Origin of the sequence: Burkholderia sp. AU4i, from assembly GCF_000466765.1 — a bacterium.
Classification (GTDB): Bacteria; Pseudomonadota; Gammaproteobacteria; order Burkholderiales; family Burkholderiaceae; genus Burkholderia; species Burkholderia cepacia.
In genome coordinates this window covers 34,781-54,569 of the sequence record NZ_ASSI01000047.1, presented here as the reverse complement: position 1 = coordinate 54,569, position 19,789 = coordinate 34,781, and the positions used below count along the sequence as shown (strand labels likewise).

At 67.5% G+C, this 19,789-nt stretch carries 19 protein-coding genes; 6 read left to right on the top strand and 13 right to left on the bottom strand.

Features of this window, described 5'->3' with window-relative positions; all coding sequences use genetic code 11:
- Positions 1–248: 248 nt before the first annotated feature.
- Positions 249–581 carry a type II toxin-antitoxin system RelE/ParE family toxin gene (locus L810_RS10830; RefSeq protein WP_021158406.1) on the top strand — a complete coding sequence of 111 codons (333 nt, stop codon included), beginning with the start codon at positions 249–251 and terminating at the stop codon, positions 579–581.
- Positions 578–907 carry a helix-turn-helix domain-containing transcriptional regulator gene (locus tag L810_RS10825; protein ID WP_011356110.1) on the top strand — a complete coding sequence of 110 codons (330 nt, stop codon included), beginning with the start codon at positions 578–580 and terminating at the stop codon, positions 905–907. Before L810_RS10830 ends, L810_RS10825 begins: the two co-directional genes overlap by 4 nt.
- 16 nt (positions 908–923) lie before the next feature.
- On the opposite strand, the gene L810_RS10820 is transcribed toward L810_RS10825, so the two are convergent.
- Together L810_RS10820 and L810_RS10815 are read right to left on the bottom strand one after the other, a co-directional pair.
- Complete coding sequence (locus L810_RS10820; protein ID WP_021158405.1) at positions 924–2,942, bottom strand: VTT domain-containing protein; 2,019 nt, start codon at positions 2,940–2,942, stop codon at positions 924–926.
- 102 nt (positions 2,943–3,044) lie between these two features.
- Entirely contained in the window at positions 3,045–3,497 is a 453-nt protein-coding gene (locus tag L810_RS10815) for a hypothetical protein (RefSeq protein ID WP_021158404.1), read from the bottom strand.
- A gap of 331 nt (positions 3,498–3,828) precedes the next feature.
- On the opposite strand from L810_RS10815, the gene L810_RS10810 reads away from it, so the two are divergent.
- On the top strand, positions 3,829–4,473 hold the full coding sequence (locus L810_RS10810) for a response regulator (protein ID WP_042974036.1): 645 nt from the start codon (positions 3,829–3,831) through the stop codon (positions 4,471–4,473).
- Positions 4,470–6,266 (top strand): sensor histidine kinase, encoded by a 1,797-nt coding sequence (locus L810_RS10805; protein WP_021158403.1) that lies wholly within the window; start codon positions 4,470–4,472, stop codon positions 6,264–6,266. The genes L810_RS10810 and L810_RS10805 overlap by 4 nt, the downstream gene beginning before the upstream one ends.
- A 47-nt stretch (positions 6,267–6,313) precedes the next feature.
- Here L810_RS10805 and L810_RS10800 read toward each other — a convergent pair whose 3' ends face one another.
- The 4 genes from L810_RS10800 to L810_RS10785 all read right to left on the bottom strand — a co-directional run bounded on the left by L810_RS10800 (position 6,314) and on the right by L810_RS10785 (position 9,446).
- Entirely contained in the window at positions 6,314–6,613 is a 300-nt protein-coding gene (locus L810_RS10800) for a type II toxin-antitoxin system RelE/ParE family toxin (RefSeq protein WP_042974033.1), read from the bottom strand.
- Positions 6,610–6,885 (bottom strand): YlcI/YnfO family protein, encoded by a 276-nt coding sequence (locus tag L810_RS10795; protein ID WP_042974040.1) that lies wholly within the window; start codon positions 6,883–6,885, stop codon positions 6,610–6,612. The genes L810_RS10800 and L810_RS10795 overlap by 4 nt, the downstream gene beginning before the upstream one ends.
- A 122-nt stretch (positions 6,886–7,007) precedes the next feature.
- Positions 7,008–8,318, bottom strand: a complete 1,311-nt coding sequence (locus L810_RS10790; RefSeq protein ID WP_021158399.1) for an MFS transporter — start codon at positions 8,316–8,318, stop codon at positions 7,008–7,010.
- Between the two features lie 111 nt (positions 8,319–8,429).
- On the bottom strand, positions 8,430–9,446 hold the full coding sequence (locus L810_RS10785; protein ID WP_021158398.1) for an ABC transporter substrate-binding protein: 1,017 nt from the start codon (positions 9,444–9,446) through the stop codon (positions 8,430–8,432).
- Between the two features lie 238 nt (positions 9,447–9,684).
- Here L810_RS10785 and L810_RS10780 point away from each other — a divergent pair, with 238 nt between their 5' ends.
- Positions 9,685–10,350, top strand: a complete 666-nt coding sequence (locus L810_RS10780) for a response regulator transcription factor (RefSeq protein ID WP_021158397.1) — start codon at positions 9,685–9,687, stop codon at positions 10,348–10,350.
- Complete coding sequence (locus L810_RS10775; RefSeq protein WP_021158396.1) at positions 10,337–11,758, top strand: sensor histidine kinase; 1,422 nt, start codon at positions 10,337–10,339, stop codon at positions 11,756–11,758. The genes L810_RS10780 and L810_RS10775 overlap by 14 nt, the downstream gene beginning before the upstream one ends.
- 51 nt (positions 11,759–11,809) lie before the next feature.
- Here L810_RS10775 and L810_RS10770 read toward each other — a convergent pair whose 3' ends face one another.
- From L810_RS10770 to L810_RS10740, 7 genes are all read right to left on the bottom strand, one after another.
- Positions 11,810–12,262 carry a hypothetical protein gene (locus L810_RS10770; protein ID WP_021158395.1) on the bottom strand — a complete coding sequence of 151 codons (453 nt, stop codon included), beginning with the start codon at positions 12,260–12,262 and terminating at the stop codon, positions 11,810–11,812.
- Positions 12,263–12,549: 287 nt separating this feature from the next.
- Complete coding sequence (locus tag L810_RS10765) at positions 12,550–13,521, bottom strand: formylglycine-generating enzyme family protein (protein ID WP_021158394.1); 972 nt, start codon at positions 13,519–13,521, stop codon at positions 12,550–12,552.
- Positions 13,522–13,596: 75 nt separating this feature from the next.
- Positions 13,597–15,222, bottom strand: a complete 1,626-nt coding sequence (locus L810_RS10760) for a sulfatase (RefSeq protein WP_021158393.1) — start codon at positions 15,220–15,222, stop codon at positions 13,597–13,599.
- Between the two features lie 128 nt (positions 15,223–15,350).
- A complete protein-coding gene (locus tag L810_RS10755) occupies positions 15,351–15,752 on the bottom strand; it encodes a BON domain-containing protein (protein WP_042974031.1) in 402 nt (133 codons plus the stop codon).
- Between the two features lie 66 nt (positions 15,753–15,818).
- A complete protein-coding gene (locus L810_RS10750; RefSeq protein ID WP_021158391.1) occupies positions 15,819–16,856 on the bottom strand; it encodes a porin in 1,038 nt (345 codons plus the stop codon).
- A 159-nt stretch (positions 16,857–17,015) separates the two neighbouring features.
- Positions 17,016–18,503, bottom strand: a complete 1,488-nt coding sequence (locus L810_RS10745; RefSeq protein ID WP_021158390.1) for a sulfatase-like hydrolase/transferase — start codon at positions 18,501–18,503, stop codon at positions 17,016–17,018.
- Positions 18,504–18,534: 31 nt separating this feature from the next.
- The gene (locus L810_RS10740; RefSeq protein ID WP_021158389.1) at positions 18,535–19,782 is read right to left on the bottom strand and encodes an MFS transporter; all 1,248 of its coding nucleotides are present in this window, start codon (positions 19,780–19,782) and stop codon (positions 18,535–18,537) included.
- Positions 19,783–19,789: the final 7 nt, after the last annotated feature.

The window sequence follows — 19,789 nt, the reverse complement described above, 5'->3', positions numbered from 1 at the left end:
TCATGGCGCGTGCCCTCGGCACGCGCCATCGACACCGGCCATTCGGCCGAATCGCCACGCCAGGTAACGGATGAAAGAATGATCTTCGTCCGGGAAGCCGGTTTCGCCGCCTGCACTGCAACTGCCACGCATGCGGCGTCCTGTGTCGTTCCGGCTCGCCGATGCGCGCACGCCCCTGCGCACACCACCCGGCAACGCGCACGACAGCCTCCTTTCTCATCCACCTTTTTTGTAGCTTATAAGTTACAATGCTCTCCAAGTTCGAACTTCTTCGCTACCAGCGCGACGATGGTCGCGAGCCCTTCACCGAATGGTTGAACGCCGTGCGCGACAAGCTTGCTCAGGCCCGGATTCGCGAACGCCTGCGCCGCGTGCAGACGGGCAACTTCGGCGATTGCGAGCCTGTCGGCGAAGGCGTGATCGAACTGCGCGTCCACGTCGGCGCCGGCTATCGCGTGTATTTCGGGCGGTATGGCGGCGCACTGGTGCTGCTGCTGTCAGGCGGCGACAAAAGCAGCCAACCCGACGACATCTGGCGCGCCAAGGAACACTGGTCGAACTGGAAACGGAGGCAAACATGACCAAGCTCAAAGGTGCGGTATCGCACCACGACGCGGAAGTCGCCGAACTCGGCGCCGACCGCGAACTCGCAGTGGCCTATCTGCGCGTCGCGATGGAGTCGCTCGACGATCCCGACAACCGCGCGGCCGGCCTGCTCGCGCTGCGCACCGTCGCGGAAGCGTACGGCGGGCTCGGCGCGGTCGCGGCCGAAGCCGGCATCAGCCGCGAATCGCTGTATCGCACGCTGTCCCCCAACGGCAACCCGACGCTGAAAACGCTGCTCGCGGTGCTCAAGACCGTCGGCTTGCGCCTGTCCGTCGTCCCCGCGCAGCCGGCGCACGCGTAAGCGGCGCACGGCCCGCTCACGGCCTGACCATCCATACCAGCAGCATCTCGGCCGGCGCGGCCGTCGTCCCCGCCGGCGGATGCTCGATCGTCGGCTCGACCGCCAGCGCCTTCGCGATCGACGCCGCATCGTCGATCGTCGTCGAGCGCACGACCGTCATCAGCCGCGCCGGCCGATGCAGCGTCTCGCGATACAACGCGCCGTACCACAGCGGCCGCATGCCGAGCGCGTCCTGCAACACGTACGGATAACGCCACAGCCGCAGCACGAGGCGACTTTCCGGCTGGCCCGGATCGACGCGCACGAACACGCGGCGCGTGCTTTCGCCGTGCGTGTAACGCGGCAGCACCGGCAGCGCGTCGGCGGGCGCCTGCGGCAGCAGCCAGCGCAGCGCGGTGGCGGGCGACCACGGCGTCGCGCGCTGCCAGCCGGCCTGCGCGAGATGCCGGTCGAGCGTGTCCGACGTCGCGCTCCATTGCAGCGGCAGATATTCCTCGCGGTCGCCGCCGATCTCGGTACGCCGCACCGGCACGCGCTGCCATCCGCCGCGCAGCCACTGGTCGACGGTCATCGCGACCACGTCGCCGACATGCGGGCGCGCCGCGCGGTCGAGCTGCCATTGCGCGGGAACCGTCCATACGCCGGCCGTCGCGAGCACCACGGTCACCGCGATGAGCGCACCCCTCGGCTGCACGTGCTCGCGCACGCGCCAGTACGCATGGGCACCGGCCAGCAACGCGAACCAGGCCAGCCCGAGGCTCCAGCCGCCCAGCAGGCCCGACAGCCACGTGTCTCCGACATACAGCCGCGCGAAACCGCCGAGCACGATCCACAGCACCACCGCGGTCACGACCGGGATCCGCCACCGCGCGGGCCGGTCACGCGTCAGCACCCAGCCGAGGCCACTGCTTGCGAGAATCGCGAACGCGGCTTCGGCATCGGGCAGCGGTACGTGCAGCGCGCCGGGCGGCAGGCTCGCGGGCGTCGCGCCGGGTACGCCCGCACCGAACGCCGGCACGAGCACGACGGCGACGCCGACGGTCGCGAGCCACCACGCGGCGGTCAGCCAGCAGCGATGGATCATCAGCCAGACGAGAAACGCGGCCGCGACGATCAGCCCCGTATCGTGCCCGTGCAATACGGCAAGCGCGCGCATCACGGCGTCCACCGGCGGTGTGCGCAGGTTCTGCAGGAACGCATACAGCGCGATGTCCGCGTGCGTCAGCGGATCGTTCGCGACGACATCCTGCACGAGGCCCGCGAACAGCCACACACAGCCGACGAACAACAGCGCGAGCGCGGGCACCGCGCCCGGCAGGCCGCGCACGTATGCGATCGCGCCGTGCAGCCGCGCGCCGAACCGCGGCCAGCGGTGCGCGCATGCGTGCCCCCCTTCGACGAGCGCACGACGCAACAGCGGCCAACCGCGCCGCAGCGCGATGCGCACGCCGATCCACACGAGCGCGACCAGCGCCGCGACCACCAGCAGGATCACGGCAACCCGCACGCTGATCGCCGCCGCGAGCGCGGCCGACGCACCGAACACGATACCCGGCGCGACGTGCACGGGCGCCCAGATGAGTGCCGAGACGATGTTGACCGGATAGAACGACCGGCGCGGCAGCGTCGCGCAGCCGACGACGACCGGCACGACCGCGCGCACCGGCGCAAGAAAACGTGCGAGCACGATGCTCTTCACGCCATGGCGCAGCACGAACTCCTCGCCGCGCCCGTAGGCGTTCGCATAACCGAAGCGCGCCCATGCGTTGCGGATCATCCCGCGGTAGTGCCGCCCGAGCTCGTAGCTGATGCCGTCGCCGATCACGGCGCCGACTGCCGCGACGCCGATCGTCGTCCAGCCGTCGAGCGCGCCCGCGCCGATCAGCGCACCGGCCGCGAACATCACGGCGCCGGCCGGCACGACCGTGCCGATCAGCGCGATCGCCTCGGCGCACGCGGTCACGAACACGACCGCGAGCACGAGCAGCGGATGTGCGGCGATCGCGCCGATCCACGCGTGGATCGTGTCGCTCATTGCACGCTCCATGGCGAAGCGAGCCGGCGTGAGAACACCGGGCCGGCGATGGCATGGCGAGCGTTCATCGGGCGGTGCGCGCGGTCGCGCGGGCTTGGCGGATCAATCGAATTCGTGCTGCCGCGCGTCGGCCTCGAGCGGCGCGTCGTGGTAGCCGACCGTCGCGATCTCCTGCAGATAGCGCGCGAGAAACGCGCCGATCGATCCGGCGGCCTCGTACTGATGCACGTGGCGGAATTCGTGGGTCAGCAGGCGGCGCGTGTCCTGTCCGCGCAGCACGTACACCGCATGACCGAGCGTGAGCCCGATCGTCCCCGGCGACAACAGGCCCGTGTCGCGGGCGATCGCGGCGAGCGTCGGCGTCTCCGGAAACGGCATGCGCTCGACGATCACCAAGCGGGTCCGCTCCGGCTGCGCGACGCCCACCGCGCGCGCGTCGTCGGCCTGCGCCGGCGTCAGCGGCGCACCCTGCGCGATCCCGCGCGCCGCCTCCGCTTCGGCCCACGCGACGGCGGCAGGCAGTGCGGACGGCAGGATATCGGCAAGATCGATCATCACGGGGCTCCTCGTTAGTGTCGTGGCATCGGGCACCAGTTTAGTCCCGAATCCGGACGGTTCGCGGGGCGGTTCGCTGGACGGCTTGCGACCCGCAACCCGCCCGGCGCCCGCCGCCGCGATCGTCCGGGAATACCCTGATTCGCGACCGCCCCGCCGCGTATGTTTTCCCGGAAATTATTTCGTTTCAGTACACATTCATCGAAAACCCATCTCGAAAATTTCCCGGATGTGTACCGTTTTCGGATTCGGCGGAATATATTGATCAGAAGAACGGCCGCGGCGACCACCGGACAGCAGGGCGCGGCGTCATCCCGAAGAGGATCGCTAGATGATCAGGGTAATTCTGGCTGACGATCACGCAGTCATGCGGGACGGACTGCGTCACATCCTGGAAACGGCCGGCGGTTTCGAAATCGTCGGCGAGGCGAGCGACGGCTCGGCCACGCTCGCGCTGGTCGAGCGCGGTGCCGCCGACGTGCTGCTGCTCGACCTGTCGATGCCCGCGCCGACCGGCATCGAGCTGATCCGGCTGGTGAAGCACCACGCGCCGTCGCTGCGCATGCTCGTGCTGACGATGCACGCGGAGGCGCAATACGCGGCGCGCGCGTTCAAGGCCGGCGCAACCGGCTACCTGACGAAAGACAGCGCGACCGCGGAGCTCGTGGAGGCGGTCGGCAAGGTCGCGGCGGGCGGCGTCTACGTGAGCCCGTCGGCGGCCGAAAGCCTCGCGCTCACGCTGCGCGCGCCGGCCGCGGCACTGCCGCACGAACGGCTGTCCGCGCGCGAGCTCGACGTGATGCGCCGCATCGTCGCCGGCCAGACCGTCACGCAGATCGCGACCGAACTCGCGCTCAGCGCGAAGACGGTCAGCACGTACAAGACACGGATCCTCGAGAAGATGGAACTGCCGCACGAAGCCGCGCTGGTCCGCTACGCGGTGCGCCACGACCTCGACCCCGGCGGCGACGCATGACGGCCGCCTTCCACCTTCCGCCCTCGCCCCCGGACGACGACACCTCCGACGCGTCGCGCCTGTTCATGTCGTCGCTGCCGCCGGGCCGGCGCGAACGGCGGCTCGCGCTCGCGACCGTGCTCGTGTCCGCCGTGATCTTCGCCGCGCTTGCGCCATTCGCGGGCAGGCCGCTTGCGCCGGGCTGGGCGTTCATCCCCGTGTACCAGTCGGCGATCGTCGTCAACGACATGGTGACGGCCGGCCTGCTGCTCGGCCAGTACGCGATCCTGCGCGAGAAGCCGCTGCTCGTGCTCGCGGGCGGCTACCTGTTCACGGGTTTCATGGCCGGCACCCACATGCTGACCTTTCCCGGGCTGTTCGCGCCGACCGGCCTGCTCGGCGCCGGCGACCAGACCACCGCCTGGCTCTACCTGTTCTGGCACGGCGGCTTCCCGCTGGCGGTCGCCGCGTTCGCGCTGCTGCGTGCGGCATCGCGTGCCGCGGGCCCGATCCCGGCTCCGCAACGCCGCGCGGCGATTCCCGTGGTGCTGTGCATCGCGGCCGCGCTCGGTGCGACGGCCGCGCTCGCGCTGCTCGCGACGGTCGGCCACGACCTGCTGCCGCGCATCATGAATGGCAACCGGATGGCCGCGACGATGACGAACGCGATCACGATCGTCTGGGGGCTGAACCTGGTGGCGCTGATGCTGATGTGGCAGCGGCGGCGGCGGCATTCCGTGCTCGACCTGTGGGTGATGACGGTGCTCGTCGCGTGGCTGTTCGACATCGCGCTGTCGGCGATGCTGAATCACGGGCGCTACGATCTCGGCTTCTACGCGGGGCGCGCGTACGGTCTGGTCGCGTCCGGCGTCGTGCTGTTCGCGATGCTGTTCGAAAACGGCCGGCTGCATGCGCAGACGGTGCGCGCGCTGGCCGGCGCGCGCTACCAGCATCTGCTCGTCGTGCAGAAGAGCGCGCAGCTGAACGACGCGAACGAACGGCTCGAACAGCGCGTTGCCGCACGCACCGCGCAACTGAGCGCGTCGAACCGCGACCTGCGGCGCGAAGTCGAGGAACGCGTGCGCGCCGAGCGTGCGCTGCAGGCATCGCGCGAGGAGCTGCGCGAGATCGCCGCGATCAGCGCGAGCGCACGCGAAGCCGAGCAACGCCGCATCGCGCGTGAGCTGCACGACGAACTCGCGCAGACACTCGCGACACTGAAGAACGATCTGGAATGGCTGATCGATCGCGTGCCGCAGGACGACGCGCTGCTGGCGCGCAAGATCGCGGCGATGCACACGCTGGCGCGCGGCGCGGTGGCCGCGACGCGCCGCATCGCGTCGGACCTGCGCCCGCTGATGCTCGACGATCTCGGTTTCGCCGCCGCGATGCAATGGCTCGTGGAGGATTTCCGGCACCGTCACGGCATCGACTGTGCGCTGCATGTCGACCCGCCCGAACTGCAACTCGACGAGCCTTACGCGACGGCGGTGTTCCGCATCGCCCAGGAAGCGCTCGCGAACGTCGCACGGCACGCGGCCGCGTCGCATGCGAACGTCGCGCTCGTGCAGGCGAACCAGGCGATCGAGCTGACGATTCGCGACGACGGCGCGGGATTCGATCCCGGCGTGCCGCGCAAATCGGGATCGTTCGGGCTGGTCGGGTTACGCGAGCGTGCGTATCTCGTTGGCGGCACGCTGCGGATCGCGACGACCCTCGGCGAGGGCACGACGGTCGAGGTGGAGATTCCGCTGTCGCCTGCGCCTGCTGCGGTCGCGCATGGCGGGAATGGGGGGGCGAGGATTGATCGCTGATCGCGGCGGTAATGTCGGCGAATGCCGGCTGCCGCGTCGATCATGCTTCAGTGGTAGTCGTCTTCCCGTTGATGTCGCACGGCTAGAATCGTGACTTGCTCGGTCGCTTCAATTTCGAACAGCAGGACATAGCCCGACTTGCCGAAAGACACGATCAGCTCACGCAGGAACGGATTCCCATCGTCGATCTTGCGGCATGTGAACGGAAACATCCGGAGCACGGCGACACCTTGTTCGATCGCGTCCGCAGCCCGCGCCGCCGCATCGATATCGCGTTCGAGCAGGTATCGATACATCCGCACCAGATCTTCACGGGCCGCACGTGTATATCGGACCCGATAGATCAATCAGCCGCCCTCGCTGCTCTCGCAGCCTTCAGCATGCCCTCGAGTTCAGCCTGCACGTCGGCGGCATCGACGTATTCGCCGGTACGGCGCGCCTCGTCGCGCGATGCGAGGCCACGGGTGACGAACTCGCGCTGCAGGCGACGACGCGCGATACCATCGCGAAGCGCCGACTCCATGAACGCAGACAACGTCTCGTTTTCCTCAAGGACCGACTCTGCCGCCTCCCGCAATTGCGGATCGACACGCAGCGCCGGCATGGTCGCAGTTTTCATCGCACACTCCATGCATTACACATGTAATGCATGGTAGCACACCCTCTTTTACACGTGCAGTCGGCCACTTGGCCTAACCAACGTGTCCGGGACCACAATCCGGCCGCGCCGCGCGCCGCGCCTCACGCCCGCACCGCCACCATCCCCCGCTCCGAGCGGGTCCACGCGACCAGCGCGCCGATTCCGAGCAGCGCGAGGCACACGATCGGCACGATCATCGGCCCGAACGCGGTGCCCGTGACCTTGCCGGCAAACGGCATCAGGTTCTGGCTGAAGAAGCCGCCGAGGTTGCCGATCGAGTTGATCGCCGCGACGCTCGCCGCCGCCCGCGCGCCGGTGAAGTAGCGCGGCGGCATCGACCAGAAGCACGGATACAGCAGCGGAATGCATGCGCCGCCGAGCACCAGCGCGATGAAGCGCAGCGGCGTCGACGGCAGCACGAGGCTCAGCAGGAAGCCGAGCGCGCCAAGCGCCGCGACGATCGCGATCGTGCGCAGGATGCTCTTCGCACGGCGCAGTTTCCCCGGCAGCCACACCAGCAGCAGCACGGCAAGGGCCCACGGCAGCATGCTCAGGAAGCCGTTCGTCGTGCTGGACACGCCGAACGATTTCACGAGCGTCGGCAGCCAGTACGTCACGCCGTACAGCGACGTCGACATCAGCATGTAGGTCGCCGCGAACAGCATCACGCGCGGGTCGAGCAGCGCTTTCCACGGCTGGCCGTGCTCGGCCTGCGCGGGTTTCTCGCGTTCGAGCGCGGCCTCGACGATCTGCTTCTCGCGGTCGTCCAGGAAACGGGCGTCGCGCACCGACGCGGGCAGCACGCGGAACACGACGATCGCGACGATCACCGCCGGGATGCCCGTCGCCACGAACACCCACTGCCAGCCCGCGAGCCCCCACACGCCGTTCAGGCTCAGCAACACGCCGCCGACCAGCGAGCCGAGCATGTTCGCGAGCGCGCTGCCGAGCGTGAAGATGCCGAGCACCTTCGCGCGATAGCTCTGCGGAAACCACAACGTCAGGTAATAGATCACGCCCGGATAGAAGCCGGCCTCGGCGATGCCGAGCACGAAGCGCAGCGCGCAGAACGCGGGCATCGACGTCGTGAAGCCCATCAGCACCGTGATCAGCCCCCACGTCAGCATGATCCGTGCGAGCCACACGCGCGCGCCGTAGCGATGCAGCGCGAGCGTGCTCGGCACCTCGAACAGCAGGTAGCCGATGAAGAACAGCGACGACGCGAGCCCGAACGCGGCTTCCGTCATCCCGAGGCTGTGCACCATCTGCAGTTTCGCGAAGCCGACGTTCTGCCGGTCGATGAACGCGATCAGGAACATCACGACGAGGATGGGCAGCAGGCGCCGCGCCATCTTCGACATGATGCGCTGTTCTTCGGCGGACGCGGGGTCCAGGGTGTCGGTAGCATTCACTTCAGGCTCCTTGCGTGAATCGGTTGCATAGCGGTTGCATGTCGTTTGAATCGGCGCCGCGCGCAACGATCGCGCGGGTGCGGGGCATGTCGGGGAAAGGAAGCGGCGGCATCAGCGCGACCGGTAGTCGTCGAGCATCGGCGCGAACATCTCGTGCCATGCGCGCGGCTTCGCCTTGATCGTGCCGGCCAGGTACAGGAATTCGACGTAGTCCATCAGCTGGTTCGGCAGTACCGAGAAACGTGTGTCGGGCGCGGCGAGCATCCGCATCACGTCGTCGTGCGACACGCCGACGCCCGACGACGCCGCATACAGCGCGGCCGCCGCGCGCGGGTCCTGCGCGATCAGGCAGTTCGCTTCGTCGAGCGCGCCGAGAAACGCGACGGCCAGCGCGGGGTCCGTATCGACGAGCCGCTTCGGCGCGAATACGACGTCGAGCGTCAGCGGGCCGAGCACGTCGACCGAATTCACGACGCGGTGAATGCCCGGCTGCCGCAGCTCGAGCGTCGAGAACGGCGGCGACGTGAAGTGCGCGGTCACGCCGTTCTCGCGCCGGATCAGCGCCTGCATCGCCTGCGGATGCGGCAGGTTCACGGTGATCGAATCGAGCTGCGCGAAATGCTTCGCGCCGAGCTGCCGGCTCGCGACCATCTGCAGCACGACCGCCGACAGCGACGTGCGGATGCCGGGCACCGCGATCCGGTCGGACGGCGTGAAGTCGCGCAGCGACACGAGGCCCGCTCGGTTCGCGTTCAGCGACAGCGACGTGGTGGACAGCCCGCTGATGCCGATCACCTCGACGTTCGGAATGCCGCGCGCCCGCGCCCACAGCTCGATGAAACCCGGTGCGCCGGCGCCCGCGAAATCGAGCGTGCCGGCCATCATCGCGTCGTTGACGGAATTGCCGCCGTCGAGCAGCACCCAGTCGACCGCGACGTCGCGCACGCCGTGGCGCGCCGCGTGCCGCTCGAACAGCCGCTGCTTCTCCATCACGAGCAGCGGCAGGTACAGCACCCCGAAGCCTTTCGAGATCCGGACGGTGCGCGGCTTCGCGCGCACGAGCGGCGGCGCGGCCAGCATGCCGATGCCGGCGGCGATCAATGCGCGGCGGCGCGGCGACGTCGTCATGCGCGGGCCGCCGTGCGACGCACGGCAGACGGCCACGCGAAAGCCCGCGTCGCGCTGCGTCGCGCGTTCGTCGTGCCCGTGACATGCTGCATGTTGCCGTCTCCTTGAATATTTCTGGTATTAATGCCGTCCTTGCGTGCTGCATCCGGCTCGACACAGGTTATCGACCGAGTCTGAGAAAATGCTGACATCCCGGCCCCGGGAAAACCCCTAACCCACTCATCTGCGAAACGGCACCATGCGCATTCTCGTCGTGGAGGACGATGCCGAAATCGGCGCGGCGATCCGCAGCCGCCTGGCGCGGCTCGGCCATGCCGTCGATCTCGAGACCGACGGCGCAACCGCGAACGGGCTGCTGCGCGTCGAGCGCTTCGACCTCGTCGTGCTCGACGCGAACCTGCCCGGCATGGACGGCTTCACCGTGCTGCGCAACCTGCGCGCGTCGGGCAGCACGACACCCGTGCTGCTCGTCACCGCGCGCTCGGCGATCGACGACCGCGTGAGCGGCCTCGGCCTCGGCGCCGACGACTACCTCGTGAAACCGTTCGACTACCGCGAACTCGACGCGCGCGTGCAGGCGCTGCTGCGCCGCAACAGCGGCCACGCGAACGACGTGCTGACGCTCGGCGGCCTCGTGATCGACCGCAGCAGCCGCCTCGCGGAACTCGACGGCCAGCCGCTGTCGCTGTCGCGCCAGGAATTCGCGCTGCTCGAAATCCTCGCGAGCCGCCCGCAACGCATCTTCTCGAAGGACGAACTGCTGAACCAGCTGTTCAGCTTCGGCAACGAGCCGACTGCGAATGCGGTCGAGCAATACGTGACACGCGTGCGCAGGAAGCTGCAGGGCAGCTCGGTCGAGATCCGCACCGCACGCGGGATGGGGTATCAGATTGCCGCGCACTGACTGGTTCCCGAAGACGCTGTTCGGGCGCACGCTGCTGTTCATCGCGCTCGTCGTCGCGTCCGGCGCGCTCGCGCTCGCGGCGATCGCGCGCTACTACGCGGGCGTCGCGGCCGAACGCGCGTACGACCAGCTGCTTGCCGGCGCCTCGATCCAGGTCGCGGAAAACCTCTACGTGCAGGGCGGCGTGCTCGCGCTGAATCCGCCGGTGGCCGCGCTGTCGACACTGTCGCGCTACGACCTCGTCTACTACAAGGTCGTCGATTCGCGCGGCATCGTCGTGGCCGGCTACGGCGATCTCGCGAGCCCCGCAACGCTCGCCGCCGCGAAACAGGGCCCGGCGTTCGCGAACGGCCTGTACCAGGGGCACCGGATCCGCACGGCAACGATTGCGCGCTACATGCCCGAGGAAAGCACGCCGGGCTGGGCGCTCGTGACCGTTGCGCAGACAACCAACGCACGCCAGCAGCTCACCAACGACATGAGCCTCAAGGTATGGACGCTGATCCTGCTGATGAGCGTGCTCGCGATCGGCGCGAGCGGCCTCGCGATCCGGCGCGGGCTGCGCCCGCTCGCGCAGATCGGCACGATCATCGCCGCGCGCGACCCGGCCGACCTGCGGCCGGTGGCCTTCGACACGCCGAGCGAGATCGACGCGATCATCGGGTCGATCAACGGATTGATACACCGCCTGGCCGAACGCATCAACGCGATGCAGCGCTTCATCGCCGACGCCGCGCACCAGATGCGCACGCCGCTCGCGCGGCTCGACGCGCAGATCGAACTGCTCGACGGCGAATCCGATCCCGCGCGCCATGCGGCACGCCTCGACGCGCTGCGCGCGACCAGCGCGGACGTCGGTCGTCTCACCGGCCAGTTGCTCAATCACGCGATGGTGATCCATCGCACCGAAGCCGTGCCGCTGCAACCGGTCGAACTCGTCGCGCTCGCGAAGGACGTGCTCGGCCGCACGATTCCGCTCGCGGGCGAGCGCGATGTGGCCGTGGCGTTCGCAAGCGATGCGCCGCTGGCGTGGATCGACGGCGACGCGATCAGCCTGCAGGAAGCGCTGTCGAACGTACTGCACAACGCGTTGCTGCACGGCCACGCGGACGACATCGTCGTTTCGGTCGCAACCGCCGGTCACCCCGACGGCGCGATCACGCTGACCGTCACCGACAACGGCCGCGGCATCCCGCGCGAACACTGGGACGCCGCATTGCAGCCATTCGTGCGGATCGCGCCGGACGGCAGCGAGCGGCGCACCGGGTCGGGCCTCGGGCTCGCGATCGTGCAGGAAGTGATGAAGGCGCACGGCGGGCGCGTCGGATTCGCGTTTCCCGACGCGGGCGGGTTCGCGGTCGTGCTGACGTTTCCGCGCGCGGCGGCGGCCGGTACGAAAGAGACTTAGACCGCCGGCATCGTGCATGCGGCGGCACCTGATGCGGATGCGCGACAGCGATCAATCGTCGCTGTCGCCGCCAGACGCCGTCGCGCTGCGCTCCGCGTGCCGCGCCGCCAGCCGGTCGAGTTCGTCGTACCGGCGGTCGCAAAACAGCCGGCACAACGTGTCGACGTCCGCGCGCGATTCGACGTCGATCGTGTCGACGTTCCGCTCCAGCTTGCCCTTTCCGAGGCCGAACAGCCCCTTCTTCATCCGCATCGAAACGGCGAACAACTGGAAGCCCGACGCATGTGCATCGCTCAGCGCGGTCACCCACAACTCCCGCTGATCGTCGGCATGCTGCAGCACGAGGGCCGGCAACGGGCCCGTCTGCGTGTCGTCCCACTGCGCATGCTGCGCGACCCACGGGAACGCGTCGAACGCGTGCATGAACGACGCGTAGTCCGTCGCGCCTTGCGGATCCAGCTGATCGAAGTTGTAGCCGACTTTCTGGACGGAATAGGTCAACATGCGCGGCACTCCGTGGCGTTCGAGATCGCGAAAACGTCAATCTACCTTGAATGCCGCCACCGATCATTATTTTTCGCAGGCCTGACGGAACGGCGCGGGAGCCACGTCACGCGACGTGGCCCGGCAAACCGCACCGGCCTCCCGTGCATCGCCGCGCCATCGGCACGGTTCGACATCGCGTCGAACGGGAACATGGCCGGCATGCCAGGATCGATTCGCCACCGTTGCGGCATGCAGGCCGCCGGGCCATTCAAGAACGCCCGGCCGCTCCGCCGGCACGCCGCAAGTCATTCGTGCGCGGCATCGTACGCAATCCGGAAGCCCGTGTGTCCGGTCGACGTATCCCGCGGCCGGCCTGTCCGGGCGGCGATGCGGTAGCGATAACAGTAGTCGCGGTGACACAGATACGAGCCGCCTTTCAGCGTGTGCTCCCGCTCCGCGAGCGCCTGACGGTTCCGGGCCTTTCCCGCGCTCGACAACGACTGCGTCAGGAACGGATCGGCGCACCATTCCCACACGTTGCCGCTGCAGTTGTACAACCCGGCGGGATTCGGCGAAAACGCATCGACCCGAACCGTGCCGGCATACCCGTCCGGCGACGTGTTCAGATGGGGAAACACGCCGTGCCAGATATTGCAGCACTGCATCTCGTCGGACGGCTCCTCATCGCCCCACGGATACCGGCGCGCCTGCGTGCCGCCTCTTGCCGCATGCTCCCACTCGGCCTCGGTCGGCAGCCGGCCGCCGCACCACGCCGCGAAGGCGCACGCATCGTTCCACGAAACATGCACGACCGGATGCTGCTCCCGCCCGCCAAGCGTCGAACCGGGCCCCTCCGGCGCCGCCCAGTTCGCGCCGTCGATCGCCAGCCACCACGGCGCGTCCGCGGTGCCCACCAGATGGTTCGCGGAAACGGCGGACGATCGAAACACGTAGCTCCAGCCGATGCGCTCGGCTTCCGTGCGATACCCGGTCGCGGCGACGAACTCCGCGAACCGCGCATTCGAGACGGCATAACGATCCATCCCGAACGCGCGCAGCGTAACGCGCCGCCGCGGCCCCTCGCCGTCCGCCTTGATGACGGGCGTATCGGTGCCGACCCAGCTCTTGCCGGCCTCGAACCAGACGATGTCCCGGTTCGACGGCACGCCGGCGCCCGTGCTGTGGATGCCCGACGCGCACGCATGCGCCGAAACGGCGGGCAGTTGCTGGCGCTTTCCCGCGCCGGGACAGCACGATCGATGCTTGTCGTTGTTCAATTTTCCTCCTCGCCGGACCACCGTTTCTCCGACTCTGCCGGCCACGGCATGTCAAAACCCGGATTGCATCGCACGTCAATCACCCGACGTCGCCCCGGCCGGCGCCGCGCGCTTGCGCTCGATCTCGGCGCGCATCGCCCGTGCCTGGACGGCCAGATGCGCACGCAACCGTTCGGCGCGATCCGCGTGGCTGCGGGCCAGGAGCTGTGCGGGCTCGATCGCGCCGGTGGACGGCAGCCCGAGCCGCGTGTATTGCTCCTGCGGCGCATCGTTGGCCCGCATCAGGTCGCGCATGAGTCCGGCCATCCGCAGTTCGACCGACTCGTCGTACAGCGGACGCTCCTGTTTCGGATCGTCATGCAGGTCGAACAGCAGCGTTCCCGACCGGTACGCATACCCGATCGGCCGGCTCGCGATCTTCATCGTCCGCACGCCCTTCGTAAACGAAAAGGGTTCCGACAGTTCGATATCCTGCAGTTCATCGACACCGAACATCTCCCGCATGTGGGTCGGCATCAACGTGTATTCGTACAGCGGTTCGTTACGGTCCGGGTCGGCGCCCGAGCGCATGTACACGTAACGACCGTCGGTCACGTTGACCTGTTCGCCATGCATGCCGAACAGCGCGGCCTCGCGAACGGGAACGTCTTCGTCGATCGTTTTCCCGAGCGCGCCGCCCTGCATGTCCGGCGTGGGCTCCAGGCCGAAGAAATCGAGCAGCGTCGGCGCGATATCGATCATCTGAACGAGCGACTGGCGCCGCACGCCTGCCCGACGGCAGCGCGGATCCCAGATGAACAGCGGTGTGTTGGCGAGTTCGTTGAACCACGGCTGGACCGTCTTCGCCCACCATCCGTGTTCGCCGAGCATGTACCCGTGGTCGGTGCACACGATCAGCATCGTGTCGCGCCACAGATCGAGCTCGTCCATCAGGTCGAGAACCCGCCCGAGCGAACGGTCGCACATGGACACGAGCGCGGCGTACCCGGCTTGCGCGGTACGCATGTCGCCGTCCGTCTCGCCGGCGGAGACGGGGCCGTAGGGCGGCCAGTCGAAGTGCGCGTCGCCTCGATCGCCCGGGTAAAGGTCGCGATACTTCGGATAGCTGGCGAACGGCTCGTGCGGATCGAATGTCTCGATCTGCAGGAACCACGAATCCTTGTCGTGATTTTTTCTCAGGAACGCTTCGCCCGCATCGAACGTCAGCGTTTGCGGATGAAGATCCTCGGTCGGGTAATACTGGCGGTTCACGAAATCCTGCCGCGCGGCGCTCTCCTTCAACGCGCCCTTGAGCCGGGCCGGCATCGGAGGCGGCCCGAGCTCCGCCTTCCATGGATCGCCCTCCTGCCCCCGGAAGAATTCCCAGCTGCTGTATCGCGTGTGATAGGTCGCGCCGCCATCTTCCCAGTAATGCGGATGATCGCTCGCCAGATGGGCATGAATGCCTTTCTTGCGGAGCATGGCCGGCATCGAATCGTCGAACGGCTCCAGCGGCCCCCAGCTGCGATGCAGAAAGTTGTAGCGCCCGGTATGCAGTTCCCTGCGCGCCGGGATGCAGGCCATGCTGCCGATATAGCAGTTGTCGAAAGTCGCGCTGCGATCGGCGAGCCGCTGAAAATTCGGCGCGTGGACCCAGGTGTTGCCGTACGGCGGCAGCATGTGCCGATTCAGGCTGTCGTACATCACGAGTATGGCTTTCATGACCGGTTCAATTCACTCTACGTTTGATGCGCTGTGCGTGGCTGCCTCGTTCACGCGTGTTTCGCCGCCGGAACGGTCGTGCCGTCATGCCCGATGCAACGCACGCGATGATTCAAAGGGTGCCCGTCTTACCGGGTCTGCGGACTGATGCGCAGCCGATTGCGTACCTCGCCGACACCCGGCACGCGCTGCGCGGCCGACACGGCCAGCGCGGCCTGCTCGGCATCGGCCACCTCGCCGGACAGCGTGACGACGCCGGACTTCGCGAAGATGAGCAGACGGCTCGCATCGAGACGCTTCGTTCGCGCCAGCACGCCTGCCACCTGCTTGCGCAACTTGCGATCGGCCGCCTTCGTCGCCTTGCGCGACTCGCTGCCCGATGCCGACGCCGACGCTACCGCCGATGCCGCCGATACCGCGTCCGGCGTCGATGCCGCGCCACCCTGCGATTCCTGAGCCGCCGCGCTCAGCGCACTCAATGCGATCATCGCTGCCGCAACGTAGCGGCATCCCGTTCTGCCAACCTGCATGTCGTTTCTCCCGTGATGCCCCGGCAATGCGGCGCTTCATGCGCCGCGACGCCATGGGCAATATCTCTAGAACTGCGTCATGACGCCGATCGATACACCGCTCACCGTGCGCCCGTCCGGACGCAGATTCAGTGCCGACACGTTCGTCGGATCCTTCTTGTAGGCCCCCGAGAAGCCGTTCCGGTCGAACTCCACATAGAGTTCCGACCGTTTCGACAGGAAATATTCGAGCATCGCGTACGAGGTCATCTTCCGGCCATCCGCCCCGGCAACGTTTTTCAGGTTGCTGGCCATGTCGTAATAGGTGGCGCCGGTGAACTGCAACGTCGGCGTGATCTGGTAGACGATGCCGACCCCGGGAATGTTGTCGCGCCGCTCGCTGCCGGCCGCGCTCGCCGCGGAAACCGCCAGCGTGCTGTAGCTCAGGTACAGCCGCGTCGGCCCGAGTTGCCACGTCGCGCCGCCCATCGCGGTTTTCGCCCACTGGTTGGTGGTGGCGCTGTAGGTCTTCTGGTACGCGGCCGCCAGCAGCAGCGAGCGGAACTGATAACTGGCGCCGACGGACAGATTCGTACCCGTGTGCCAGTCGCCGGCCACGCCGCCCGGCGAATAGCTTGCTCTCAGCGCAAACCCGCCGAGTCGGCCGACGTATTTGACCGTGTTGTTGAAGCGGGCATCGAGCGTAAAGAAATTGCCGCCCCAGACAATGCCGGGCGTCATCGCAAGCGTCGAGCCATTGGCCTGGTTCGGATCGAGTTGAACGCCGATATCTTCGGCGGCGTTCAGCTGGCGCCCGAGCGTCAGCCGGCCGAATCCCCCCTCCAGCCCGACGTACGCCCGCTGCGAGAAAAGCGTACTCGACGATTTCAACGCACCGGTGCCCAGGTTGAAGCCGCTCTGCAGCAGGAACACGGCTCTCACTCCGCCGCCCAGGTCCTCCTTGCCCGTGAAACCGAGGGTATTGCCCGCAATCGGATTGTTGTCGAAGCCAACCTGTTGCCCGCCCTTCCCGCCATCGGTCCATCGAACACCGCCGCCGAGCGTGCCGAACAGCGTCACGCTCGACTGCGCGTGCGCGCTTCCGCCAATCACCAGCGCAACCATGCCTAATGTCAGTCTCCTCACCGCACCGCTCCTCCAATAATTAATCATCCTTATTAAATTGCACGTTCAACCGGACTACATCTCGCCTGGCTTCTCCGAGCCCGTGCGAGCCGGGCGCGAATGCGTAGTGAACGTACCGCCTTCGCGCCCGGTTATTGCCTATCGATCTTCCTGCGCACTCCACTCGCCGGGTCGCGGCAAATCGACCGGCGGGAAACGGGAGCCTTTCGAGGCGGGCAGGACGTCAGACGTCTCGACTTGCCAGCGCAACAGGCGCTCCAGCAGCCCGGCCTCGATGTCGGCATACTCCGGCTGGCCGGCCAGGTTCGTCGTCTCGCTCGGATCGGTCGTGCGTCGATACAGCTCGGGCGCCTCGTAAAGGCGCCACACGTACGTCCATTCCGGCGTCCGTATGACCGCGGCCTTGCCCACGGTCTCCGGTTGCCCGCTTTGCAGCTTCGCCTTGATGTCGTACGGAAAGCCGGCCTGCTCGAAATGGTCGACTTCCCGGGTCAGGAAGCCGCCCTCGCTGAACACCTGCTCACGATGCGTCTCCCCGGCCGCCCGAAGGCAGGGTGCGAAGCTCTTCCCGTAGTGCGCATGCGTCGCTTCCAGCCCCGCCAGCTCGAGCAGCGTGGGAAACACGTCGATCATCTCGACCATCGCGCTCGAGGTCGTGCCGGCCACCTCAGGCCCGGACGCGCCCGATACGATCAGCGGATTGCGCAACAGGCATTCGTGCACGCCCGACGGCCACTTCTCGGCGAGCCCGAAATCCCCGAGGTATTCACCGTGGTCCGAAAAGAACGTGGTGATCAGGCGCTCCGGCTCCGTGGCCCGGGCAGCCGCGTCCATCACGCGGCCGACATGATGATCGAGTCTCGACACCATGCCGTAGTACACGGCGCGCAGTTCCCGCCATTGCGCATCGGTCAGCTGGTCCCATCCATGCGCGCTGGACAGCGCATCGACATACGCCGGCATCCGGCCACTGCCGACGGCACGCTCGGGCACCGCGGCGCGGTCGTACATCGAGAACCACGGCTCCTCCGCTTCGAACGGCGGATGCGGCGCGAACAGCGGGACATACAGCACCCACGGCTCGCGGGGCGGAGCGGCAAGCCAATGCTCCGCCGTGCGGATCACCACTTCGTCGTATTCGATCGCGGCCTGCTCCTGCGAACGCTGCCCCCGAAAGAACGCGCGCACCATCGGGTCGGTTGGATCTCCCTTTGTCTTGCTCTGCAGGAATTCCGCCGCGCTTCGCCGCGTCTCCTCCGGCAGGAAACCATACTCGTGCGCCGAACGCTCGGTCGCGCCGGGCGCGAACGAGTCGCCGCGACCGCCTGCCATCGCGACGTGATAGCCGTTTTCCTTGAAGACGCGCAGGAAATTCGGCTCGTCCGGCCCCAGCAGGTAACCGAGCGTGCGATGGCCGGCCACGTGCGGATACTGTCCCGACAGGAACGACACGCGCGACGGTGAACAGACACTGTGTTGTCCGAATGCCTGTGTGAATGCGACACCGCCGGCGGCGAGCCGATCCAGGTTCGGTGTGAGGACGGGCGTCGCGGGATGGACCGCGTGAACGCAGTCGGCACGCAACTGGTCCGCGACGATGATGACGAAATTGGGCTTCGTGTTCATGAAATATCCGTTGGAAAAATACGCGTCGAGGTCAACGAACCGACCTGATCGCGGCGATGACGATCCCGCCGAGCAACACCGCGCAACTTGCCGCGATGAACAGCGCGTCGAAGCGGATCGCACCGCCCGGCCCCGTCAGCCAGGTGGCGAGAAGGGACAGGGACAACTGCGGCACGACGTTCGCGAGATGGAACACGCCCATGTCCTTTGCCGCGGCATTACGATCGGGCAGCACTTCGGTCACCAGCGCGAGGTCGACGGCCAGATACGCGCCCTGCGCCACGCCGATCCACGCGATCACGACCAGCAATTGCGGGAACGTCGTGCAGCACAGGAGCACCGGAAATCCGAGCGCCATCCCGATGCCGGCCCCGATCACGAAGACCTTGCGGCGCCGCAGCCGATCCGACAGGCGACCGAACACCAGTGCGCTGGCCGTCATGGCCGTCGTGGCCACCAGCAGGCACAGGAACATCGCGTGCGGCGTCTCTTTCGTCGACAGGCCGAGCCGGTCGCGCAGATAGAACAGCAGGTAGTACTGCAGGCTGCTTACGCCGAACAGCACCAGCGCACGCGACAGCCACGCGATCGCGAAGTCGGGATGCCTGACCGGATTGGTCCAGAAACTCGCCGCCAGTTGCCGCCACTGCAACGGTTTCACGTGGCCGGCATCCAGCGTCCGGTCGTTGGTCAGCATGACGAAGCAGACAATCGCCACCAGCGCGATCGCCCCCTGTACCAGCGCGATCGAAACGAGGTCGGGCGCCAGTTGCCTCGCAATCCCGACGCCCAGCAACACACCGATCGGCGGCGTGAATCCGACGAGCGACGAATAGACGCCGAGCTTTTCGGACCGGACCTGATCCGGCAGCACCGCGTTGAGACCGCTCAAGGTCGAATTGAAGGTCAACGCCATCAGTCCCCATCCGAGCGCGAGCTGCGCGGGTGTGCGAGCGGTCGCCATGACGGCCATCGCACCGAGCCCGCCCAGCATGCCGCCCAGAATCCACGGCTTGCGCATGCCCCAGCGCGAGCGCGTGTGATCGCTCAGCACACCGAAGATCGGCTGCGCGATCAAGCCGATGAACGAGCCGATGCCGAGTGCCCGCGCCAGCACGGCTGCCTTGTCGGTCGGCGAGATTCGTTCCGCCAGCATCGGCAGGATCACCATCGGATACGGCAACATCGCCAGCCAGACGCCGACGAAGGCGACCGTCAACGTCACGCCGAGATACCGGTTGCCCGTTTTGCGGGCCGATACAACCATCAATTCGTCCATAACCTCT